General features: G+C 55.0%; 18 protein-coding genes. 9 read left to right on the top strand and 9 right to left on the bottom strand.

Translation table 11 applies throughout. The annotated features are described in order from the left end of the window. Positions 1-66: 66 nt before the first annotated feature. Genes JBO43_RS22235 through JBO43_RS22225 form a run of 3 tightly spaced genes read left to right on the top strand, consistent with a single transcriptional unit; the run spans position 67 to position 4,201 of the window. Positions 67-1,878 carry a beta-glucoside-specific PTS transporter subunit IIABC gene (locus JBO43_RS22235; RefSeq protein WP_202675121.1) on the top strand — a complete coding sequence of 604 codons (1,812 nt, stop codon included), beginning with the start codon at positions 67-69 and terminating at the stop codon, positions 1,876-1,878. Then, positions 1,878-3,341, top strand: a complete 1,464-nt coding sequence (locus JBO43_RS22230) for a glycoside hydrolase family 1 protein (RefSeq protein ID WP_103950223.1) — start codon at positions 1,878-1,880, stop codon at positions 3,339-3,341. Before JBO43_RS22235 ends, JBO43_RS22230 begins: the two co-directional genes overlap by 1 nt. A gap of 23 nt (positions 3,342-3,364) precedes the next feature. Then, positions 3,365-4,201, top strand: coding sequence for a PRD domain-containing protein (locus JBO43_RS22225; RefSeq protein WP_095283869.1), 837 nt, complete (start codon positions 3,365-3,367; stop codon positions 4,199-4,201). A gap of 27 nt (positions 4,202-4,228) precedes the next feature. On the opposite strand, the gene metE is transcribed toward JBO43_RS22225, so the two are convergent. Beyond that, positions 4,229-6,490 carry a 5-methyltetrahydropteroyltriglutamate--homocysteine S-methyltransferase gene (gene metE / locus JBO43_RS22220; protein ID WP_095283870.1) on the bottom strand — a complete coding sequence of 754 codons (2,262 nt, stop codon included), beginning with the start codon at positions 6,488-6,490 and terminating at the stop codon, positions 4,229-4,231. A gap of 116 nt (positions 6,491-6,606) precedes the next feature. Here metE and metR point away from each other — a divergent pair, with 116 nt between their 5' ends. Continuing rightward, complete coding sequence (gene metR / locus JBO43_RS22215; protein ID WP_202675119.1) at positions 6,607-7,560, top strand: HTH-type transcriptional regulator MetR; 954 nt, start codon at positions 6,607-6,609, stop codon at positions 7,558-7,560. Here the strand turns inward: metR and JBO43_RS22210 are convergent. From JBO43_RS22210 to pldB, 3 genes are all read right to left on the bottom strand, one after another. Then, positions 7,448-8,347 carry a carboxylate/amino acid/amine transporter gene (locus JBO43_RS22210; RefSeq protein ID WP_095283872.1) on the bottom strand — a complete coding sequence of 300 codons (900 nt, stop codon included), beginning with the start codon at positions 8,345-8,347 and terminating at the stop codon, positions 7,448-7,450. The two genes, metR and JBO43_RS22210, sit on opposite strands and share 113 nt — an antisense overlap. An 82-nt stretch (positions 8,348-8,429) precedes the next feature. Further along, positions 8,430-9,230: a sugar/pyridoxal phosphate phosphatase YigL gene (gene yigL, locus JBO43_RS22205; protein ID WP_095283873.1), complete on the bottom strand. Its 801-nt coding sequence runs from the start codon at positions 9,228-9,230 to the stop codon at positions 8,430-8,432. A gap of 25 nt (positions 9,231-9,255) precedes the next feature. After that, positions 9,256-10,248 carry a lysophospholipase L2 gene (pldB, locus tag JBO43_RS22200; protein ID WP_095283874.1) on the bottom strand — a complete coding sequence of 331 codons (993 nt, stop codon included), beginning with the start codon at positions 10,246-10,248 and terminating at the stop codon, positions 9,256-9,258. A 109-nt stretch (positions 10,249-10,357) separates the two neighbouring features. On the opposite strand from pldB, the gene rhtB reads away from it, so the two are divergent. Beyond that, on the top strand, positions 10,358-10,978 hold the full coding sequence (gene rhtB / locus JBO43_RS22195) for a homoserine/homoserine lactone efflux protein (RefSeq protein ID WP_202675118.1): 621 nt from the start codon (positions 10,358-10,360) through the stop codon (positions 10,976-10,978). A 49-nt stretch (positions 10,979-11,027) separates the two neighbouring features. On the opposite strand, the gene rhtC is transcribed toward rhtB, so the two are convergent. Together rhtC and recQ are read right to left on the bottom strand one after the other, a co-directional pair. Beyond that, entirely contained in the window at positions 11,028-11,651 is a 624-nt protein-coding gene (rhtC, locus tag JBO43_RS22190) for a threonine export protein RhtC (protein WP_202675116.1), read from the bottom strand. A 61-nt stretch (positions 11,652-11,712) separates the two neighbouring features. Then, positions 11,713-13,542 (bottom strand): ATP-dependent DNA helicase RecQ, encoded by a 1,830-nt coding sequence (gene recQ / locus JBO43_RS22185; RefSeq protein ID WP_103947968.1) that lies wholly within the window; start codon positions 13,540-13,542, stop codon positions 11,713-11,715. A gap of 204 nt (positions 13,543-13,746) precedes the next feature. Here recQ and JBO43_RS22180 point away from each other — a divergent pair, with 204 nt between their 5' ends. Both JBO43_RS22180 and JBO43_RS22175 read left to right on the top strand, forming a co-directional pair. Further along, positions 13,747-14,115, top strand: a complete 369-nt coding sequence (locus JBO43_RS22180) for an NlpC/P60 family protein (protein WP_095283878.1) — start codon at positions 13,747-13,749, stop codon at positions 14,113-14,115. After that, entirely contained in the window at positions 14,115-14,651 is a 537-nt protein-coding gene (locus JBO43_RS22175; RefSeq protein WP_095283879.1) for a YqhG/Tai3 family protein, read from the top strand. The genes JBO43_RS22180 and JBO43_RS22175 overlap by 1 nt, the downstream gene beginning before the upstream one ends. Before the next feature lie 53 nt (positions 14,652-14,704). On the opposite strand, the gene pldA is transcribed toward JBO43_RS22175, so the two are convergent. Further along, positions 14,705-15,574 (bottom strand): phospholipase A, encoded by an 870-nt coding sequence (gene pldA / locus JBO43_RS22170; RefSeq protein WP_095283880.1) that lies wholly within the window; start codon positions 15,572-15,574, stop codon positions 14,705-14,707. A gap of 161 nt (positions 15,575-15,735) precedes the next feature. On the opposite strand from pldA, the gene yigI reads away from it, so the two are divergent. Both yigI and rarD read left to right on the top strand, forming a co-directional pair. Then, complete coding sequence (yigI, locus tag JBO43_RS22165; protein ID WP_095283881.1) at positions 15,736-16,203, top strand: acyl-CoA thioesterase YigI; 468 nt, start codon at positions 15,736-15,738, stop codon at positions 16,201-16,203. Between the two features lie 51 nt (positions 16,204-16,254). Continuing rightward, positions 16,255-17,151, top strand: a complete 897-nt coding sequence (gene rarD / locus JBO43_RS22160) for an EamA family transporter RarD (RefSeq protein WP_202675114.1) — start codon at positions 16,255-16,257, stop codon at positions 17,149-17,151. Positions 17,152-17,234: 83 nt separating this feature from the next. Here rarD and corA read toward each other — a convergent pair whose 3' ends face one another. Both corA and ysgD read right to left on the bottom strand, forming a co-directional pair. Then, complete coding sequence (gene corA / locus JBO43_RS22155) at positions 17,235-18,185, bottom strand: magnesium/cobalt transporter CorA (RefSeq protein ID WP_095283883.1); 951 nt, start codon at positions 18,183-18,185, stop codon at positions 17,235-17,237. A gap of 151 nt (positions 18,186-18,336) precedes the next feature. Next, positions 18,337-18,393 carry a YsgD/CorL family protein gene (gene ysgD, locus JBO43_RS23245; protein ID WP_407929819.1) on the bottom strand — a complete coding sequence of 19 codons (57 nt, stop codon included), beginning with the start codon at positions 18,391-18,393 and terminating at the stop codon, positions 18,337-18,339. Positions 18,394-18,523: the final 130 nt, after the last annotated feature.

Here is an 18,523-nt window from a genome sequence, read left to right as displayed (position 1 = left end):
CATCTCTCCTTCTCAGGAGGAATGGGCTTCAGGTCTTTTTTTTTGCTCTGGAGACAGGGGCCAGACATGAATCACTTGCAGACAGCACTGGATATCATCGCCCAGGTGGGTGGCGCTGAAAACATCGAACATCTTGAACATTGCTCCACCCGTTTACGGTTGAGTCTGTACGACAACAGCAAAGTGAACGAGACAGCACTGGCGAAAATTGACGGCGTGCTGGGCGTGCGTGTTAACGTGCAGTGCCAGGTGATCATCGGCCATGAGGTGGTTCAGGTTTATGAAGCGGCACGCTCACTTGTCGGTTCGCCACAGGCAAATGCACCAGCTCAGACCGCAAAACCTAACCGTGGCGCGCAAATTGTCGACTTTGTCATTAGCGTATTTCAGCCACTGGTACCCGCCATCGCGGGCGGTGGGGTACTCAAATCGCTCCTGTTACTGCTCGACGTACTCGGCTGGCTTAGTCGCGACAGTTCCACCTACAAAGTGCTGGATAACATCGGCTCTGCCCCGCTCTATTTCCTCCCGATTCTGGTCGCAATTACCACCGCGACGAAGCTAAAAGTGAACGTACTGGTTGCTGTCTCGGCCGTTGCAGTGATGGTGTTACCGGCGATGACGAAGCAACTCGCTGATGGCGCTGAGTTTATGTCGTTCGATCTGCGCAATGTGGCGTATGCCTCTCAGGTCTTCCCGGCCATTCTTTGCGTGCTGTTTTACGCTCAGACCGAGAAATTGTTTAACCGCTATTCTCCAGGCGCACTGCGTATTTTCCTCTCGCCGATGCTCTCGCTTCTGGTCACCGTACCGGTCACTTTGTTGATTCTCGGGCCGTTAGGATATGAACTTGGTGCCGGGCTGGCCACCGTGATCTTATGGCTGTATGGCAAGCTGGGATTTGTGGCGACGGGTTTGCTCGCAGCCGCGCTGCCCTTTATGGTCGCCGCCGGGATGCATAAACCCATGCTGCCTTATGCAGTGGCATCAATGAGTCAGTTTGGTCGCGAAATGCTTTATTTACCCGCATCGCTGGCGCATAACATCGCCGAATCTGGGGCATGTCTGGCGATCGCGTTAAAGAGCAAGGATAAAGTCCTGAAATCCACCGCGTTCTCAGCAGGTATTTCAGCGCTATTTGGTATTACCGAACCCGCCTTGTATGGCGTCACGCTCCTGAACAAAAAAGCACTCTACAGCGTGATTGCGGGCAGCCTGGTTGGCGGCGCGTTTATTGGCTGGATGGCCATAGAAGCCTTTGCGCTGGTCGGCCCAGGGCTTGCCAGTATTTCCATGTTTGTTTCACCTGATAATCCCATGAACATCGTCTGGGCCTTCGCCGGTGCAGGCTTGTCTTTTGTCATCGCCTTCCTCAGCGCACTGCTTTTATGGCGCGATAACGTCTCGGAGCAGTCCAGCGCACTGACCTTTATCCGCCCCGTAGAAGGGAAAATCATCCCTCTTGAGAGCGTCAATGACGACGTTTTCTCACGCAAGATCATGGGAGATGGCATCGCTATCATCCCTTCTCAGGGCGTTCTGCGCGCCCCCGCCCACGGCACAGTGGTGAACGTGTTTGAAAGTGGTCACGCATTGAGTCTGTTGACCGATACGGGCGTTGAACTGATTTTTCACATCGGCATCGACACCATCAGGCTACAGGGCGAAGGATTCCACCCGCGGGTGAAAGAAGGTCAGCAGGTGAAAGAAGGCGACGTACTGATTGAATTTTCTCTCGACACCATCACCGCCGCCGGGCTGGACCCGGTGGTGGTGATGGTGGTGACAAATGGCGAAAGATTCTCGCTGACACCAGGCAGTAACAACAATAAAGACACTCACCCTCATATCATCATGACGCTTAAGGAGTCCGTGTAATGGATAAATCCCTCCCATTTCCGCAAGGTTTTTTATGGGGCGGCGCGATTGCCGCTAATCAGGCTGAAGGGGCATGGAACGTTGACGGCAAAGGACCGTCAGTCGCTGACGCCATCACCTGGAAGCCCAATCTATCGCTGAAAGACTATGACGCCCACATGGCGCTAACGGATGACAACATTCGCGATGCGTTTGAAGGCCGTAACGATGCGTTGTACCCGAAGCGGCGTGGCATAGATTTTTACCACCACTACAAAGACGATATCGCCCTGTTTGCCGAGATGGGCTTTAAGGTTTTACGCGTATCTATCGCCTGGTCGCGTATTTTCCCGACCGGTGAAGACGCCGCGCCAAATGAAGCTGGCCTGCAGTTTTACGAAGAGATGTTCCGCGAACTGCGCCGCCACAATATTGAGCCGCTCGTGACGCTTTCACATTACGAAATGCCGCTGGCGCTAAGCGAAAAGTATAACGGCTGGGTGAATCGCAACGTAGTTGACGCTTTCGTGCGCTTCAGCAATGTCTGCTTCGATCGCTATAAAGATTTGGTGCGCTACTGGCTCACGTTTAACGAGATCGACAGTATTCATCGCCACCCGTTTACTACCGCCGGGATCCGTGAAGAGAAAAGTGCACCAGGGAAAGCAAAGCAGGATATTTATCAGGGGCTGCACCACCAGTTCGTTGCGTCTGCGCTGGTGACTCGCGACTGCCACGCCAAAATTCCAGGCAGCCAGGTTGGGTGTATGCTCACCAAACTCACCACCTATCCGCACAGCTGTCGCCCGCAAGACGTAGAGGCCACGCTGAAAAAGAATCTCGAAAACTATTTCTATGCCGATGTGCAGGTGTTTGGCGAATATCCACCGTTGATCCTGCGCGATCTCGCCAGCCGCGATATTCAGATTGAGATGCAGGCAGACGATCAACGCATCCTCAAAGAAAATACCGTCGATTTCGTCTCCTTTAGCTATTACATGTCGCTCACTGAATCAACGCAGGCGGACGTCGAGCGCACCGCAGGCAACACAATTCTGGGTGTCAAAAACCCGTATTTGCCGGCATCCGAATGGGGATGGCAGATTGACCCCATTGGGCTCAAAATTTCCCTGCTCGAACTTTACGATCGCTACCAGAAGCCGCTGTTTATTGTCGAGAATGGACTGGGCGCAAAAGATATTGTTGAAGAAGGGAAAATCCACGACAGCTATCGCATCGACTATTTCCGCGCCCACTTCGAGCAAACTTTGGCAGCTATTAACGAAGGGGTAGATGTGATGGGATTCACCACCTGGGGTTGTATCGACATTATCAGCGCGGGTACCTCGCAGATGTCCAAGCGCTACGGCTTTATTTATGTCGACCAGGATGATGAAGGCAACGGTACCTTAAAGCGCCTGAAAAAAGACTCCTTCTGGTGGTACCAGAGAGTGATTGCCAGCAATGGCGCTGACATGAGCTAAACGGCCAGGCCGCAGGAATAACCGTGATTACGATAAAGAAATCGCTCAATAACAGTATGCTGCTGGTTGATAACGACCAGCGGGAAATGATCCTGTTTGGCAAGGGGATTGGTTTCGGAGCCAAACCTGGCACGCACATCGATCTGGCGCAGGTAGAGAAAGTTTTTCTGCCACTCAGTGACCTGAAATCACGCCATTTTTTATCACTGACGGATACCATCCCTGCGGCACTCTTTGAAATTAGCCATGAGATTCTGACCCTCGCTCGTAGCCAGTGCGGTGAAAAACTGAATTCCGTCTTGCTGTTTACTCTCGCCGAGCATCTGCATTTTGCCGTGGAACGCTGCCGCAACGGACAGCTGATTCTGAATAAACTGAGCTGGGAAGTGAAACGCTACTACCCGCAGGAACACAGCGTCGGGATGCAGGCGCGGGCAAAAGTGAATGAGCGCTTTGACGTTGAGCTGCCGGAGGATGAAGCGGTTAATATCGCGTTTCATCTGATTAACGCCAGCAGTCAGGATGATGATAATTCCGCGCATCAGCAGGTCGAACTGGTCAACCGCATCGCTGAAATCGTGCGCTACAAACTGAGCAAAACGATTGATACGGAGTCGGTTAACTACCGGCGTTTTATCACGCATTTGCGCTATTTTGCCGAGCGAGTATTAACCGGAAAAATTGTGGTCAGCGAGACCGAGGATTTTTACCAGGAATTAATGCGCCATCGCCCGGACGCAATGACCGTCGCCTGGGTGATTCGCGATTACGTGCAGGATAAATATCAGCTTACGCTTCCAAAAGACGAGCTGACGTGGTTGAGCATTCACATCAGCCGCCTCATGGAAGGCCATGCTTAGGCCGGGCGGTTGCCCGGCCATTTCACATTACGCCTGACGCAGATTCTGCGCAGCTTTCACCATGTTCGCCAGCGCAGCGCGGGTTTCTGGCCAACCGCGGGTTTTCAGGCCGCAGTCCGGGTTAACCCACAGACGCTCCGCCGGAATACGCTGGGCGGCTTTTTGCAGCAGAGCTTCGATCCACTCCACGCTTGGCACGTTCGGGGAGTGAATGTCGTACACACCCGGCCCGATTTCGTTCGGGTAGTCGAACTCTTCGAACGACTCCAGCAGCTCCATATCTGAACGTGAGGTTTCGATGGTGATCACGTCAGCATCCAGCGCGGCAATAGAGTCCATGATGTCGTTAAATTCGCAGTAACACATGTGGGTGTGGATCTGCGTGTCGTTCTTTGCCACGGCGGCGTTGATGCGGAACGCTTCCACGCCCCACTCCAGGTACGCCGCCCAGTCGCTGCGACGCAGCGGTAAACCTTCGCGCAGGGCCGGTTCGTCAATCTGGATGATGCCGATCCCGGCTGCTTCCAGATCCGCCACTTCATCACGCAGCGCCAGGGCAATCTGTTTGGCGATGGTTTCGCGGGTCACGTCTTCGCGCGGGAAGGACCAGCACAGAATGGTCACCGGACCGGTCAGCATGCCTTTCACCGGCTTGTCGGTCAGGGACTGGGCATACTTCGCCCACTCGACGGTGATCGCTTCCGGACGGCTGACGTCGCCAATGACAACCGGTGGTTTCACGCAGCGGGAGCCGTAGCTCTGCACCCAGCCGTTCTGGGTGAAGACGAATCCGTCCAGGTGCTCGCCGAAATACTCGACCATGTCATTACGCTCGGCTTCGCCGTGGACCAGCACGTCCAGACCCAGACGTTCCTGCTCAACAATCGCCTGTTTGATATGTTCCGCGATGCCGGTGCGGTAGTTGTTAGCGTCGAGATTGCCTTTTTTGAAGTCCAGGCGCAGACCGCGGATTTCAGTGGTCTGCGGGAATGAGCCGATGGTGGTGGTCGGCCAGGCCGGCAGATTAAAGCGCGCACGCTGGGCTTCAGCACGCACTTCGTAGGCATTTTCACGCTGGCTGTCTTTGGCGGTGATCGCCGCCAGACGTTTTTCCACCGCCGCATTGTGAACGCGAGTCGAGTGGCGACGCGCCTGAATTGGGGCGCTCCATTCGGTAATCGCCGCCGTGTCGCCGCTGTTTAACGCATCGCGCAGCAGGGCCAGTTCTTCACATTTTTGCAGGGCGAAGGCAAACCAGCTTTTCACTTCCGCATCGAGGCGCGTTTCGACGCTCAGGTCGATCGGGCTGTGCAGCAGGGAGCATGAAGAAGCTACCCACAGATCACGTTTGCCGACGATGTCTTTGATCTGCGCGTATTTCTCGGTGAGATCGGCGCGCCAGACGTTACGACCATTCACCAGGCCGGCAGAAAGCAGCCAGTCAGATGGCAGACGTTTGTGAATTTCCGCCACGTCGTCTTTGCCGTGAACCAGGTCCACGTGCAGGCCCTGTACCGGCAGGGCGGTAATGGTGTCGAGGTTCGGCGTGACGCCTTCAAAATAGGTGGTCAGCAGCAGTTTGACCCGGCCAGCCAGCGCATCGTAAGCCGGTTTGAACGCGTCCAGCCACTCTTGCGGCAGCTCCAGCACCAGCGCCGGTTCGTCGATTTGTACCCACTCGACGCCGCGTTTTGCCAGTTCCGCCAGCACCTGCTGGTACACCGGCAGGATGTCATTCAGCAGGCTCAGGCGGTCAAACTGTTCGCCTTTGACTTTCCCCAGCCACAGGTAGGTGACCGGGCCGAGCAGCACAGGTTTGATTTTGTGGCCCAGCGCCAGCGCTTCGTCCACTTCATCCAGAAGCTGGGTCCAGGTCAGTTTGAACTGCTGGCCTTTCACGAACTCCGGCACCATGTAGTGATAGTTAGTGTTGAACCATTTGGTCATTTCCGCTGCTGCAGCGGGCTCACCGGTCGGTGCGCGGCCACGGCCCAGGCGGAACAGGGTGTCGATATCTACCGATCCATCGTTGTTCTGATGACGAGCCGGCACGTTGCCGAGCAGCAGGCTGGTGGTCAGAACATGGTCGTACCAGGCGAAATCGCCCACCGGCAGCAGATCCACACCTGCCTGTTTTTGTTGATCCCAGTGGCGAGCGCGCAGTTCACGCCCCACCGCCAGCAGTTCTTCACGGGTGGAGTTGCCCGCCCAGTAGCTTTCTTGTGCTTTTTTCAGCTCGCGACGCAGGCCAACGCGAGGGAAACCGAGGGTGTGGTTAATAATTGTCATGTCGCTGCCTCTTATGGAATTTGTTATTTAGCCATCCAGATGTTTACACATCCATAATGTAAAGGTACTGTATGATCCACAAGCGCAAAATGTTCATGGCGAAGTGAAGGACTTTCATGATCGAGATAAAACACCTGAAAACGCTACAAGCGTTGCGGAACTGCGGTTCGCTCGCAGCGGCTGCGGCCACGCTGCATCAAACTCAATCCGCCCTGTCACACCAGTTCAGCGATCTGGAACAGCGCCTTGGTTTTCGCCTGTTCGTGCGTAAGAGTCAGCCGCTGCGCTTTACGCCGCAGGGCGAGATTTTATTGCAGCTGGCTAATCAGGTGCTGCCGCAGATCGTCAGTGCGCTGCAATCCTGCAATGAACCGCAGCAGACGCGTCTGCGCATCGCCATCGAGTGCCACAGCTGTATTCAGTGGCTGACGCCCGCGCTGGAGAATTTCCGCCAGAACTATCCGCAGGTCGAGATGGACTTTAAATCGGGCGTCACCTTTGACCCACAGCCTTCTCTGCAACAGGGCGAGCTGGATCTGGTGCTGACTTCCGATATTCTGCCGCGCAGCGGCCTGCACTATTCGCCAATGTTTGATTATGAAGTGCGCCTGGTGCTGGCCCCGGATCATCCGCTGGCGCTGAAAGCTCGCGTGACGCCGGAAGATCTGGCGACCGAAACGCTACTGATTTATCCGGTGCAGCGCAGTCGTCTGGATATCTGGCGTCATTTCCTGCAACCAGCGGGCATCAGCCCGAACCTGAAAAGCGTCGATAACACCCTGCTATTGATTCAGATGGTGGCGGCGAAAATGGGGATCGCGGCGCTGCCGCACTGGGTGGTGGAGAGTTTTGAACGCCAGGGTCTGGTAGTGACCAAAACCCTGGGCGAGGGATTGTGGAGCCGACTGTACGCCGCCGTGCGCGATGGCGAGCAGCGTCAGCCGGTGACGGAAGCATTTATTCGCTCAGCGCGGAATCACGCTTGCGACCATTTGCCGTTTGTTCGGAGCGCGGAGCGACCCAATGGCGATGCACCCATAGCGAAGCCAGGATCACCGTTCCCCCAATAATAAAGCTTGGCCAGTGCGGTTGTTCCTGCCAGATAGCCAGGTTTACCAGCAGCCCGGCGGGCACGTGAACGTTGTTCATGATGCCCAGCGTCCCGGCGTCTACCTGCGTGGCACCGTAGTTCCACATGAAATAACCTAAACCTGACGCGACCACGCCCAGCCAGATAAGCACGCTCCATTGCAGCGTGGTGGTCGGCAGTTTTTGCGGATTGCCGAGCATAAACCACGCCACCACCGCGACGATGAACGCTCCCATGTAGAACCAGGCAAAGGCGTTATGCTGCGGCATCGGGTGGATCTCCATCAGGCGCTTGTAGCCTACCATCCCAATCGCAAAGCTGATATTCGCCAGCTGGACAAACATCAGTCCGGTCCAGAAGTGATCGCTCACTTTGTCGTAGCGAATAATCGCCGCACCCGCCACCGCCAGCAGCGCACTCAGCACATAGCCCCAGCGCAGGCGGCGTTTGCTCAGCAGGTCATAAATCAGGGTGATATAGAGCGGCGTCAGCACCGTAAACAGCAGGAATTCCGAGACCGACAGATAGACATACGCGCGGAAGCTAAACAGATACATGATGCCGAGCTGCATCGCGCCCACCAGCATGTACAGCAGAATGGTTTTGAGGGTTTGCCCGCGCAAGCGCAGGAACGGCAGGAACACCAGCGCAGCCAGCCCAACGCGCATCAGCACGGAGAAGTAGCTGTCGACGTGTCCGGCAAGGTATTCACCGATCAGGCTGAACGAGAAGGCCCACAGGATAGTGGTGATAATGAGTAGCGCCACAATGCATGTCTCTCAGAAAGAAGGACTGGCATTGTAGCGAACTCTTCAGTTGACAACTGAGCAATAAACAATCAAATGAAGATTATTCAAGGAACAGCTTGCGCAGGTAGTTTGGCACAGCGTTGTCGCCGTTGGTGCCGATCACTTCCAGCTCCGGGTGCATGTCTTTCAGACGCTGGTGTGCGTTTTCCATGATGCAGCCTTTCCCGGCCATCGACAGCATTTCCGCGTCGTTCATGCCATCGCCAAAGGCGATGCAATCTTTCAGCTCGTAGCCCATGCGTTTGGCAACCGCTTCCAGCGCGTGGCCTTTCGACACGCCGCCCGCCATCACTTCCAGACAGGTGAGCGTGGAGAAGCTGACATTCACGCGATCGCCCCAGCGTGCGTTAATGGCCTGCTCCAGCGGCAGCAGCTCTTCGTGGCTTTCGCAGGTGAAGAACACTTTGCTGATCCCTTCTGGCTCAAGCAAACCTGGCTCGTACAGGGTGTAGTTGAACACCGCTTCCTTGAAAAAGCGCATCTCATCCGGGCGATGACGGTTCATAAACCAGTCGTCGTTGCGGTAGACGTTGGTGACGATATTCGGGTTGCTGTGCACCACGCCAAACAGGTCGGCGGCGATGTCGCGGTCGAGGTTATGGGTGAAGATCAGGTTACCGTCGGTGTCGTGTACGCGCGCACCGTTCGAGGTGATCATGTACGCTTTGATGTCCAGATTATCGCGGATCTGCCCCACATCCACGTGGTGGCGGCCGGTCGCGAAAACGAAGTTCACGCCACGAGCAGTCAGGAGTTTTAAGGTTTCTTTCGCGTAAGGCGACAGGGTGTGATCGGGGGAAAGCAGCGTGCCATCTAAATCAGATGCGACAACCTGGTACATAGGAAAATTTAACCTCAATAGGAAATCAGTTATGCCTGTCGAAAAACTCGACGATGGCGTTGAGCGCGACTGAGCGCATGGTGTCCTTTTCAAAAAGGATCTCATGGTACGCGCCCTTTATGACCAGCGGTTTTTCCCCTTCACAGGGATGCCCGGCGGCGGCGCGTAATTCACAAAAACGGTCGTGCATGCGGTTATCCACCACACGCTCTTCTTCGGCCTGAATCAGTAACGTCGGGGTGGCGTCTTTATTGACACCGGCCAGCGCAGACTCACCTGCGCGGATGCCCTCGCGCACCCAGTGGTACGTCGGCCCACCGACGCGCAGGCGCGGTTCATCGGCGTAAAAGCGCAGGTTGCGGCGATACCGCTGTCGGCTGTGCGTCAGCACGTTCATGGCAAACGGCAGCGCGCGCCAGCGACCGGTGCCTATCGCGTAGCCTTCACGAATGCGCTGATGGCCCTCAGCCCAGTCGAGAATATGGCGCACCATCCAGTCCGGAAAACGCATCACGATGCCAAACATCGGCGCGGTGAGCGCAATAGCATCGCACTGATGCGGATGACGTTGTAAAAACAACGTCGCAATCGCCCCGCCCATCGAATGCGCCAGGATATAGCGCTTACGCCACGGCCCCGGCTGCACTTCCTGCTCCCAGAACGCGGCGAGATCGTCGACATAATCGCTGAAATTCACCACATGTCCACGGTGCGTGTCCGATAACAACCGCCCGGATCGCCCTTGTCCACGATGGTCGATAATCAAAACATCAAAACCAAGATGGAAAAGGTCGTAGGCCAGTTCAGCGTATTTGACGTAACTTTCGATACGACCGGGACAAACCACGATCACGCGGTCGTTTTTGACATCCCGAAAACGCACAAAGCGCACCGGAACATTATCCACGCCGGTAATTTCGGCTTCTTCGCGCTGACGCCAGAAATCGGTCAGCGGCCCCATGGAGAAAGCAGCAAATGCGTTCTCGCGTGTTTCCCAGTCCTTTTTCTGCTGAAACATCGGGTTTCCACCCCTGTAAGCCAAGGAATATCGTTTTTTCAGGACGCATCGCACAACGACGCGACAATAGCGTATTGTGGCATAAAAATAGACGATTCGGGAGTTTCAAATGACCTTCGAGTGGTGGTTCGCTTACCTGCTGACATCCATCATCCTGAGCCTTTCCCCTGGCTCTGGCGCGATCAATACCATGACCACGTCCATTAACCACGGCTATCGCGGCGCAGTGGCGTCCATTGCCGGATTGCAGACCGGACTGGGGATTCATATCGTGCTGGTCGGGATTGGCCTCGGCACATTGTTCTCGCGTTCGGTGCTGGCCTTTGAAGTGCTGAAATGGGCGGGTGCGGCGTATCTGATTTGGCTGGGCATCCAGCAATGGCGCGCAGCGGGCTCGATTGATCTCAATACCCTCGCCCACACTCAAACGCGTGGCCACCTGTTTAAACGCGCGGTGTTTGTGAATCTGACCAACCCGAAAAGTATCGTGTTTCTCGCCGCCCTCTTCCCGCAATTTATCGTTCCGCAGCAGCCACAGGTGATGCAGTACGTGGTGCTGGGCGCGACGACCATTATTGTCGATATTATTGTGATGATTGGTTACGCGACGCTGGCGCAGCGGATTGCGGCGTGGATTAAAGGGCCTAAGCAGATGAAGGCTCTGAATAAAGTGTTTGGGTCGTTGTTTATGCTGGTGGGGGCGTTGCTGGCTTCGGCGAGACATGCATAGGTGAGAAAAGCCGGATAAGGTGCACGCACCTTATCCGGCCTACAACGACTTAACGCGAAATAATCAGGTGAATTCCAAACCCTGCGAACAGTGCGCCAGCAAAGCCGTCGATCCATTTCGCCAGACGCTGATAGCCGCGGCGCATGGACGGTAAGGCGAACAGGCTTGCCACAACAGTGAACCAGGCGAAGGTTTCGACGACGATCAGCAGGAAAATCCCCCAGCGCGCACCCGCGCCAACATCATCGCCAACGAACAGGGAAAACACAGAGCCGAAGTAAATAATCGCTTTCGGGTTCGCGAGGTTGGTCAGTAAGCCGCGCACAAAGCTGCGTCCACCGGTTGCCAGCTCCACTTTCGGTTCAGGCGCAGCAACGCCCTCTTCTTTCTTCAGTGCACTGCGCAGCATCTGGTAGCCCATCCAGCACAGATACAGGCCACCGCCGACCATAATGATGTTATGCAGCCAGGCCATTTTCGCGAGGATCAGGTTCAGGCCGAGCAGCGCTACGGCGGCCCAGACCATCGCGCCCATAGTAATCCCGAGCACGCCCATCATCGCCTCTTTGCGGGAGCGGCTGACGGCAGTCTGCGAAACGAAGAAAAAGTCAGGGCCAGGGCTCATCAGCGCAACGATGTGCACCAACGCCACAGTGAGGAATAGCATCAACATAATTAACTCGCGGAAGAATAGTTCAGTGAGTCACCATCCTGGCACTTTTTAGCCGGGCTGACTACTCCTCATCGTCACCATCAGCGTGCGAGCGAATCAGCGCCATAAACTCTTTGCCGAAGCGCTCGAGTTTGCGCGTGCCGACACCGTTGACGCTGAGCATTTCACCGGCGCTGAGCGGCATCTGCTCGGCCATTTCAATCAGCGTCGCATCGTTAAACACCACATACGGCGGGATGTTCTCTTCGTCGGCAATCGCCTTACGCAGCTTACGCAGTTTGGCAAACAGCTTGCGGTCGTAGTTGCCGCCGTAGGATTTCTGCGCCACGCGCGGTTTCAGGGCAATCACGCGCGGAACGGCAAGCTGGAGTTCTGATTCACCGCGCAGCACTGGACGCGCCGCTTCCGTGAGCTGCAGTGCAGAGTGTTGGGCAATATTTTGCGTGGCGAAACCGAGGTGAATCAGCTGGCGGATAATGCTGACCCAGTGCTCGTGGCTCTGTTCACGACCAATGCCGTAAACCGGCAGCTTGTCGTGGCCCATCTCGCGGATACGCTGGTTATTTGCGCCGCGCAGCACTTCCACCACATAGCCCATACCGAAGCGCTGATTTACGCGGTATATAGTTGAGAGCGCCTTACGCGCGTCCATCAGCCCATCATATTGCTTCGGCGGGTCGAGACAGATATCGCAGTTGCCGCACGACTCCTGACGCCCCTCTCCAAAGTAGTTGAGTAGCACCAGACGACGGCAGGTTTGCGCCTCAGCAAACGCCCCCATCGCATTAAGCTTGTGGCGTTCGATGTCCAGCAGCTGGCCCTGCGGTTTTTCTTCTAGGCAGCGGCGCAACCACGCCATATCCGCCGGATCGTAAAACAGCATCGCTTCAGCAGGCAGACCGTCACGCCCGGCGCGGCCCGTCTCCTGATAGTAAGATTCGATATTGCGCGGGATGTCGAAATGCACCACAAAGCGCACGTTTGGCTTGTTGATCCCCATCCCGAAGGCGACGGTGGCGACCACGATTTGCAGATCGTCGCGCTGGAATTTCTCCTGCACGTCGGCGCGGATGTGGTTTTCCAGACCGGCGTGATAGGCCGCGGCGCTAAAGCCACGGTTTTGCAGTCGCGCAGCGGTGTCTTCCACTTTTGCACGGCTGTTACAGTAAATAATGCCGGATTTGCCGCGCTGCTCCTGCACGTAGCGCAGAAGCTGGTCCGTCGGCTTGAATTTTTCCATCAGCATGTAGCGGATGTTCGGGCGGTCGAAGCTGCTAACCTGAATGAACGGATCGTTCAGCCCAAGCAGGCGAACAATGTCCAGACGGGTGGTGTCATCCGCCGTGGCGGTGAGCGCCATAAACGGCAGCGCCGGAAAACGCTGACGCAACTGGCCGAGCGCGGCATATTCCGGGCGGAAATCGTGCCCCCACTGAGAGATACAGTGCGCTTCATCAACCGCCAGCAGCACCGGATTCCAGTGCGCCAAATGTTCGAGGAAGTTATCCAGCATCAGGCGTTCAGGGGCGATGTACAGCAGGCGAATCTGCCCGGTACGACAACCGGCCATCACTTCCTGCTGCTGTTCGCGGGTTTGCGTGGAATTGATACAGGCGGCGGCAACGCCGTTTGCCAGCAGTTGATCCACCTGGTCTTTCATCAGGGAAATAAGCGGTGAAACCACCACCGTCAGACCGTTCAGAACCAGCGCGGGAACCTGATAGCACAGAGATTTTCCGCCGCCTGTCGGCATGACCACCAGACAATCACGGCCTTCCAGCACAGTTTCAATGATGGTTTCCTGGCCAGGGCGGAACTGCTGATAGCCAAAGGTTTCCTGCAAAACCTGTTTAGCCAGCGATTCCTGATTCATTACTTCCGCCTGCGCCACGTTAACCCCATTTGCCAGATATAAAACATTGAACGAACAAAAATTCAGCCCGAAGGTAGAGCATGATAAACGCCAGGCGGGATAATTTCGACTCAGTTCTTGATTAATTTCGTTATCATTTCATCCGCACTAATTGCATAGCAAATAGTTGCCAGGAGGTTTTTCATTGCCGACTCTTTATCCACATTTATTAAATGGATTTATATGAGTTGGAATCCCAACGCTGCATCAAACTACGCCCGGCAAAATGCCATGTCATCATCACACAGCCTTTGTGCAACCTACGTTCGCCACGCCCTCCATGCGGGCGGCGTCGACATAAGCGGCATTCAAGACGCAAAGGATTATGGCCCTGCGCTTGAGAGAAACGGATTTATTGTGCTGGGTTCCGGACAAACGCTTAAGGCTGGCGATGTCATCGTTATCCAGCCTTACCCTGGCGGAAACAGCTCCGGACATATCGCTATTTATGACGGTAACAATTGGTACTCCGATTTCAGACAGCGGGATATCTGGGCGGGGCCAGGCTATCGAGCCTCAAAACCTCCCCAAAAAATTTACAGGAGAAATTAATGTTAAAAGGACTTTTCGTTGCCTTGCTATCCGTGATGCTCACGAGTTGTGCGACACACTCGGATGACACGGCGGAAAAAACGACGCTGGCGTTTTATCAGCAATACTTACAGGCATTTGCGGATTTCGATCCTGCCAATGCTGAGCAATCGCCACTGGCAAATAATTCGCCTCTAATTAAACGCTATGTAGCCTCTGACACCGCATCACGCCTCGCGGAAATTGATGGTATCTATGAACAGGAAATTGTGGGGGCTGACTACTTTACCTACTGTCAGGATTACGCCCCTGAATGGGTGAAAGCGTTGCTCGTGGGTAAAGCATCAATGCAGTTTGGCGGCGCTAAAGTCCCTGTGAGCATCGGCATTGTTGGCGATAAGTATTTGCAACTGATGGTTTATCTGAAGCGCGAGGACAATAAGTGGAAAATCTATCGGGTAAGGAATGTCACGGATAATGTCGAGCAGTATATCTTTGATGATATTGCGATAAAAAATGCGAAAGCCTACGCAAAGGACAATCCAGGACCTCAATAATCAAACGGTAAAACAGGCGCTGAATCATAGGTTTCAGCGCCCATATTTTTGGACTAGAAAAGATCGTTCAGCATCACGCCCACGCCAACGCGTGTTTGATTGAAGTTGTAGTCGATCAGCGACTCACCGTAACCGCTGTACACCTGCGTATAGATGCGCACATGTTTGGTCATCGGGTAGCTTAAGCCCAGTTCTGCACCGCCGTAGCCAGTGTTCCAGTTGTATTGACCTTTGGCGCTCAGCACTGCATCGCCAAGCTGATAACCAATTTTCAGCTGATAGTAGCCCATGTATTTGGTGATATCCGGGTTGTCATCCGTATCGCCAATCACGTACCACGGTTTCACTTCCACCATCCAGTTGCCGTTTTGCGCCATCAGACGGGTGTAAAGGCGGTTCCAGCTGCGCGATGTCGGGTCTGAGCGACCGTTGGAGTCATGGTTGTAGCCAAACTCCACGTCACGCAGCGTCCAGCCGGCGAACTCGTCGTCGGTGGCAAAGCCCAGGAACAGCTGCGGCTCATAGTTGGTTTCACGGAACGGGGAGGATTCACCGCTATTTGAAAGCTGCCACCAGGATTTCTGCGTGTAAGAGCCGCCTAAAACGGAGTTCGGCCCCAGAATGCCGCGCCAGAACGGGAACGCCAGGCTGAGCTGGAATTTCACTTCGTCTTTGCGCGCATTATCGGACCAGTTGTAGGAGCTGATCGCTTCTTTGTTGAGGTCGCTGGTCTGGGTGTAAATCACATAGTTGGTGTCGTACGGGTAGAGCGTGAACGGGTTATCGTGCTCCTGAAGCATGTTGGCGATAATGCTGCCGCGAACGGCGGGCTTATCGTGCACCTCTTTGAGCGTCGCTTCCTGCGCAAATGCTGTGAGGGGCAGCGCAACCGCCGCCAGTAACCAACCCAGATACGTCCGCATCGGTGGTGTTCTCCTGCAAAATAGAAATGATGTGAATAGTTATGTGCGGAACATTCTACCTATTTCTCAATTAACTTCCCCTCCTCGTTTCTGAAAGTGGAAATCCTTATCCTTGAAGCATAAAATCAACATTTTATTAACAACGAAGGATGCGACTGTTCATGTCAGCCACGCTTACCGCTGAAGAAGCTTTGAAACTGGTGGGGGAGATTTTTGTCTACCACATGCCCTTTAACCGCGCACTGGGGCTGGAGCTGGAGCGTTACGAGAAAGGGTTCGCTCAGTTGAGTTTTAACAATCAGCCGATGATGGTCGGAAACTGGGCGCAAAGTATTTTGCACGGCGGGGTGATTGCCTCCGCGCTGGATGTTGCCGCCGGGCTGGTCTGCGTGGGCAGCACGCTGGCGCGACATGACACTATCAACGAAGACGAACTGCGCCAGCGCTTATCAAGAATGGGGACCATTGATTTGCGTGTGGACTATTTACGTCCTGGTCGCGGAAATCGTTTTACCGCCACCAGCAGTCTGCTGCGAGCGGGCAATAAGGTTGCCGTCGCCCGCGTCGAATTGCATAACGAAGAGCAGGTTTACATCGCCAGCGCAACCGCCACTTATATGGTGGGTTGAGACGGTTTAATCGGGTAAAATGAGTTCACTTTCTTGTAACGGATTATCCCGATGGATGCTAAACAGACGCGGCAGGGCGTTTTACTCGCCCTTGCCGCTTATTTTATTTGGGGTATCGCGCCTGCGTACTTCAAGCTGATCTACTTTGTCCCGGCCGACGAAATCCTCACCCACCGCGTGATCTGGTCCTTTTTCTTTATGGTGGCGCTGATGAGCGTGAGCCGCCAGTGGTCAGGCGTGAAAACGCTGCTGCAAACCCCGAAGAAGATTTTCCTGCTGGCGCTGTCGGCGGTGCTAATTGGCGGTAACTGGCTGCTGTTTATCTGGGCGGTGAATAACCACCACATGCTGGAGGCGAGCCTCGGCTACTTCATTAACCCGCTGGTGAATATCGTGCTGGGGATGCTGTTCCTCGGCGAACGCTTCCGCCGGATGCAATGGCTGGCGGTTTTCCTCGCGCTCTGCGGCGTGCTGGTCCAGCTGTGGACCTTCGGCTCGCTGCCGATCATCGCGCTGGGGCTGGCGTTTAGCTTTGCGTTTTATGGCCTGGTACGTAAGAAAATCGCCGTGGAAGCGCAAACCGGGATGCTGTTCGAAACCCTGTGGCTGTTGCCACTGGCCGCAATTTATTTGTTCGGCATCGCCGACAGTAACACCAGCCATATGGCCAACAACCCGTGGTCGCTGAATCTGCTGCTGATCGCGGCAGGCGTAGTCACCACCATTCCGCTGCTGTGCTTTACCGGTGCGGCTACGCGTTTGCGTCTGTCGACGCTGGGTTTCTTCCAGTACATCGGCCCAACGCTGATGTTCCTGCTGGCGGTAATGTTCTACGGCGAAGTGCCGGGAGCGGACAAAATGGTGACCTTCGCGTTCATTTGGGTCGCGCTGGCGGTATTCGTTGCAGATGCGATTTATACCCAGCGTAGAGTGCGGAAAGGGTTGTGATTTTTTTGCCTGATGGCGCTTCGCTTATCAGGCCTACAGGTTACGTAGGCCGGATTAGGCGCAGCCGCCATCCGGCATAAAGCTCAAAGCCAGTTACGACGTTTGAAATAGAGATACGGTGCCAGGCCGGCGAGGATCATAAAGATAATCGCGCCTGGGTAGCCGAAGCTCCAGCGCAGTTCCGGCATAAACTCGAAGTTCATCCCGTAGCTCGACGCCACCAGCGTCGGCGGCAGGAACACCACCGAAACGACCGAGAAGATCTTGATGATGCGGTTCTGCTCGATATTGATAAAACCCATCGCCGCCTGCATCAGGAAGTTCACCTTCTGGAACAGGGATTCGTTGTGCGGCAGAAGGGATTCGATATCGCGCAGGATCTCACGCGCCTGCTCCAGCTGACCACCCGGCAAACGCGCTTTACGCACCAGGAAGTTCAACGCGCGCTGGGTATCCATCAGACACAAACGCACTTTCCAGCCGATATCTTCCTGCTCCGCCAGCGTCGACAGCGCTTCGTCGTACTCATCGCCCTGATGGCCTTCCATGATCACGCGGCTCAGCTTTTCCAGATCGCTGTAGATGTTTTCGATTTCGTCCGCCAGCTGTTCAATTTTGGTTTCGAACAGGTCGAGCAGCAGTTCGTAGGCGTTGCCGTCAACCATTGCCTGGCTGCGAGCGCGCATACGGTAGAGACGAAATGCAGGCAGTTCACGTTCACGCAGGGTGAACAAACGACCATCGCGAATGGTAAACGCAACGGTGGAGTTACCGGCGTGGTCTTCCGCATCTTCATAGAAGAAGAAGGAGTGGATATGCAAGCCGTCTTCGTCTTCAAAGAAACGCGCGGAGGCCTCGATGTCTTCCAGTTCCGGGCGGGTCGCCAGGCTTTGCCCGAGCTCTGACTGTACGCGAAGGCGTTCATCGTCGTCCGGCTCGACCAGATCCACCCATACGGCATCAATGAGGGGCTGTGACTCTTCAGCTTCAAGCCGAATCAGTCGGTTTTTTTCCAGTTGAAATGCGCTCAACATGACCGGGACTCCCAATGCAAAAAATATCGGACAGTTCGGTGGGCACACAGAAACAATATGGGTTTCAGACCATTAAAAGCCTGACTCAGCGCGACGGGAATTAAGCGGGTCGCTGACAACCACTAAGGCCATCAGCAAAGAGGAGATAGCCTTAGGAGTTGTTCCTGGATGACAGGGAATTGAGCCAGTATTTACTGGGTGTGTCCAAGGCGAATGTCCTCTTAGCGTAATCGTGCGCGCATGTTACGCCAGCATTTACTGTGGCGTCAACACGCAACGGGACGCTGAAGGGCAATAAATAGCCTTACGCTTATAAGGCTAGCAGATTATTACAAAAT

It is taken from the genome of Lelliottia jeotgali, assembly GCF_016771845.1.
Taxonomy (GTDB): domain Bacteria; phylum Pseudomonadota; class Gammaproteobacteria; order Enterobacterales; family Enterobacteriaceae; genus Enterobacter; species Enterobacter jeotgali.
Note: the sequence above shows the minus strand (reverse complement) of the source record. Positions and strands in the feature narration are given on the sequence as shown.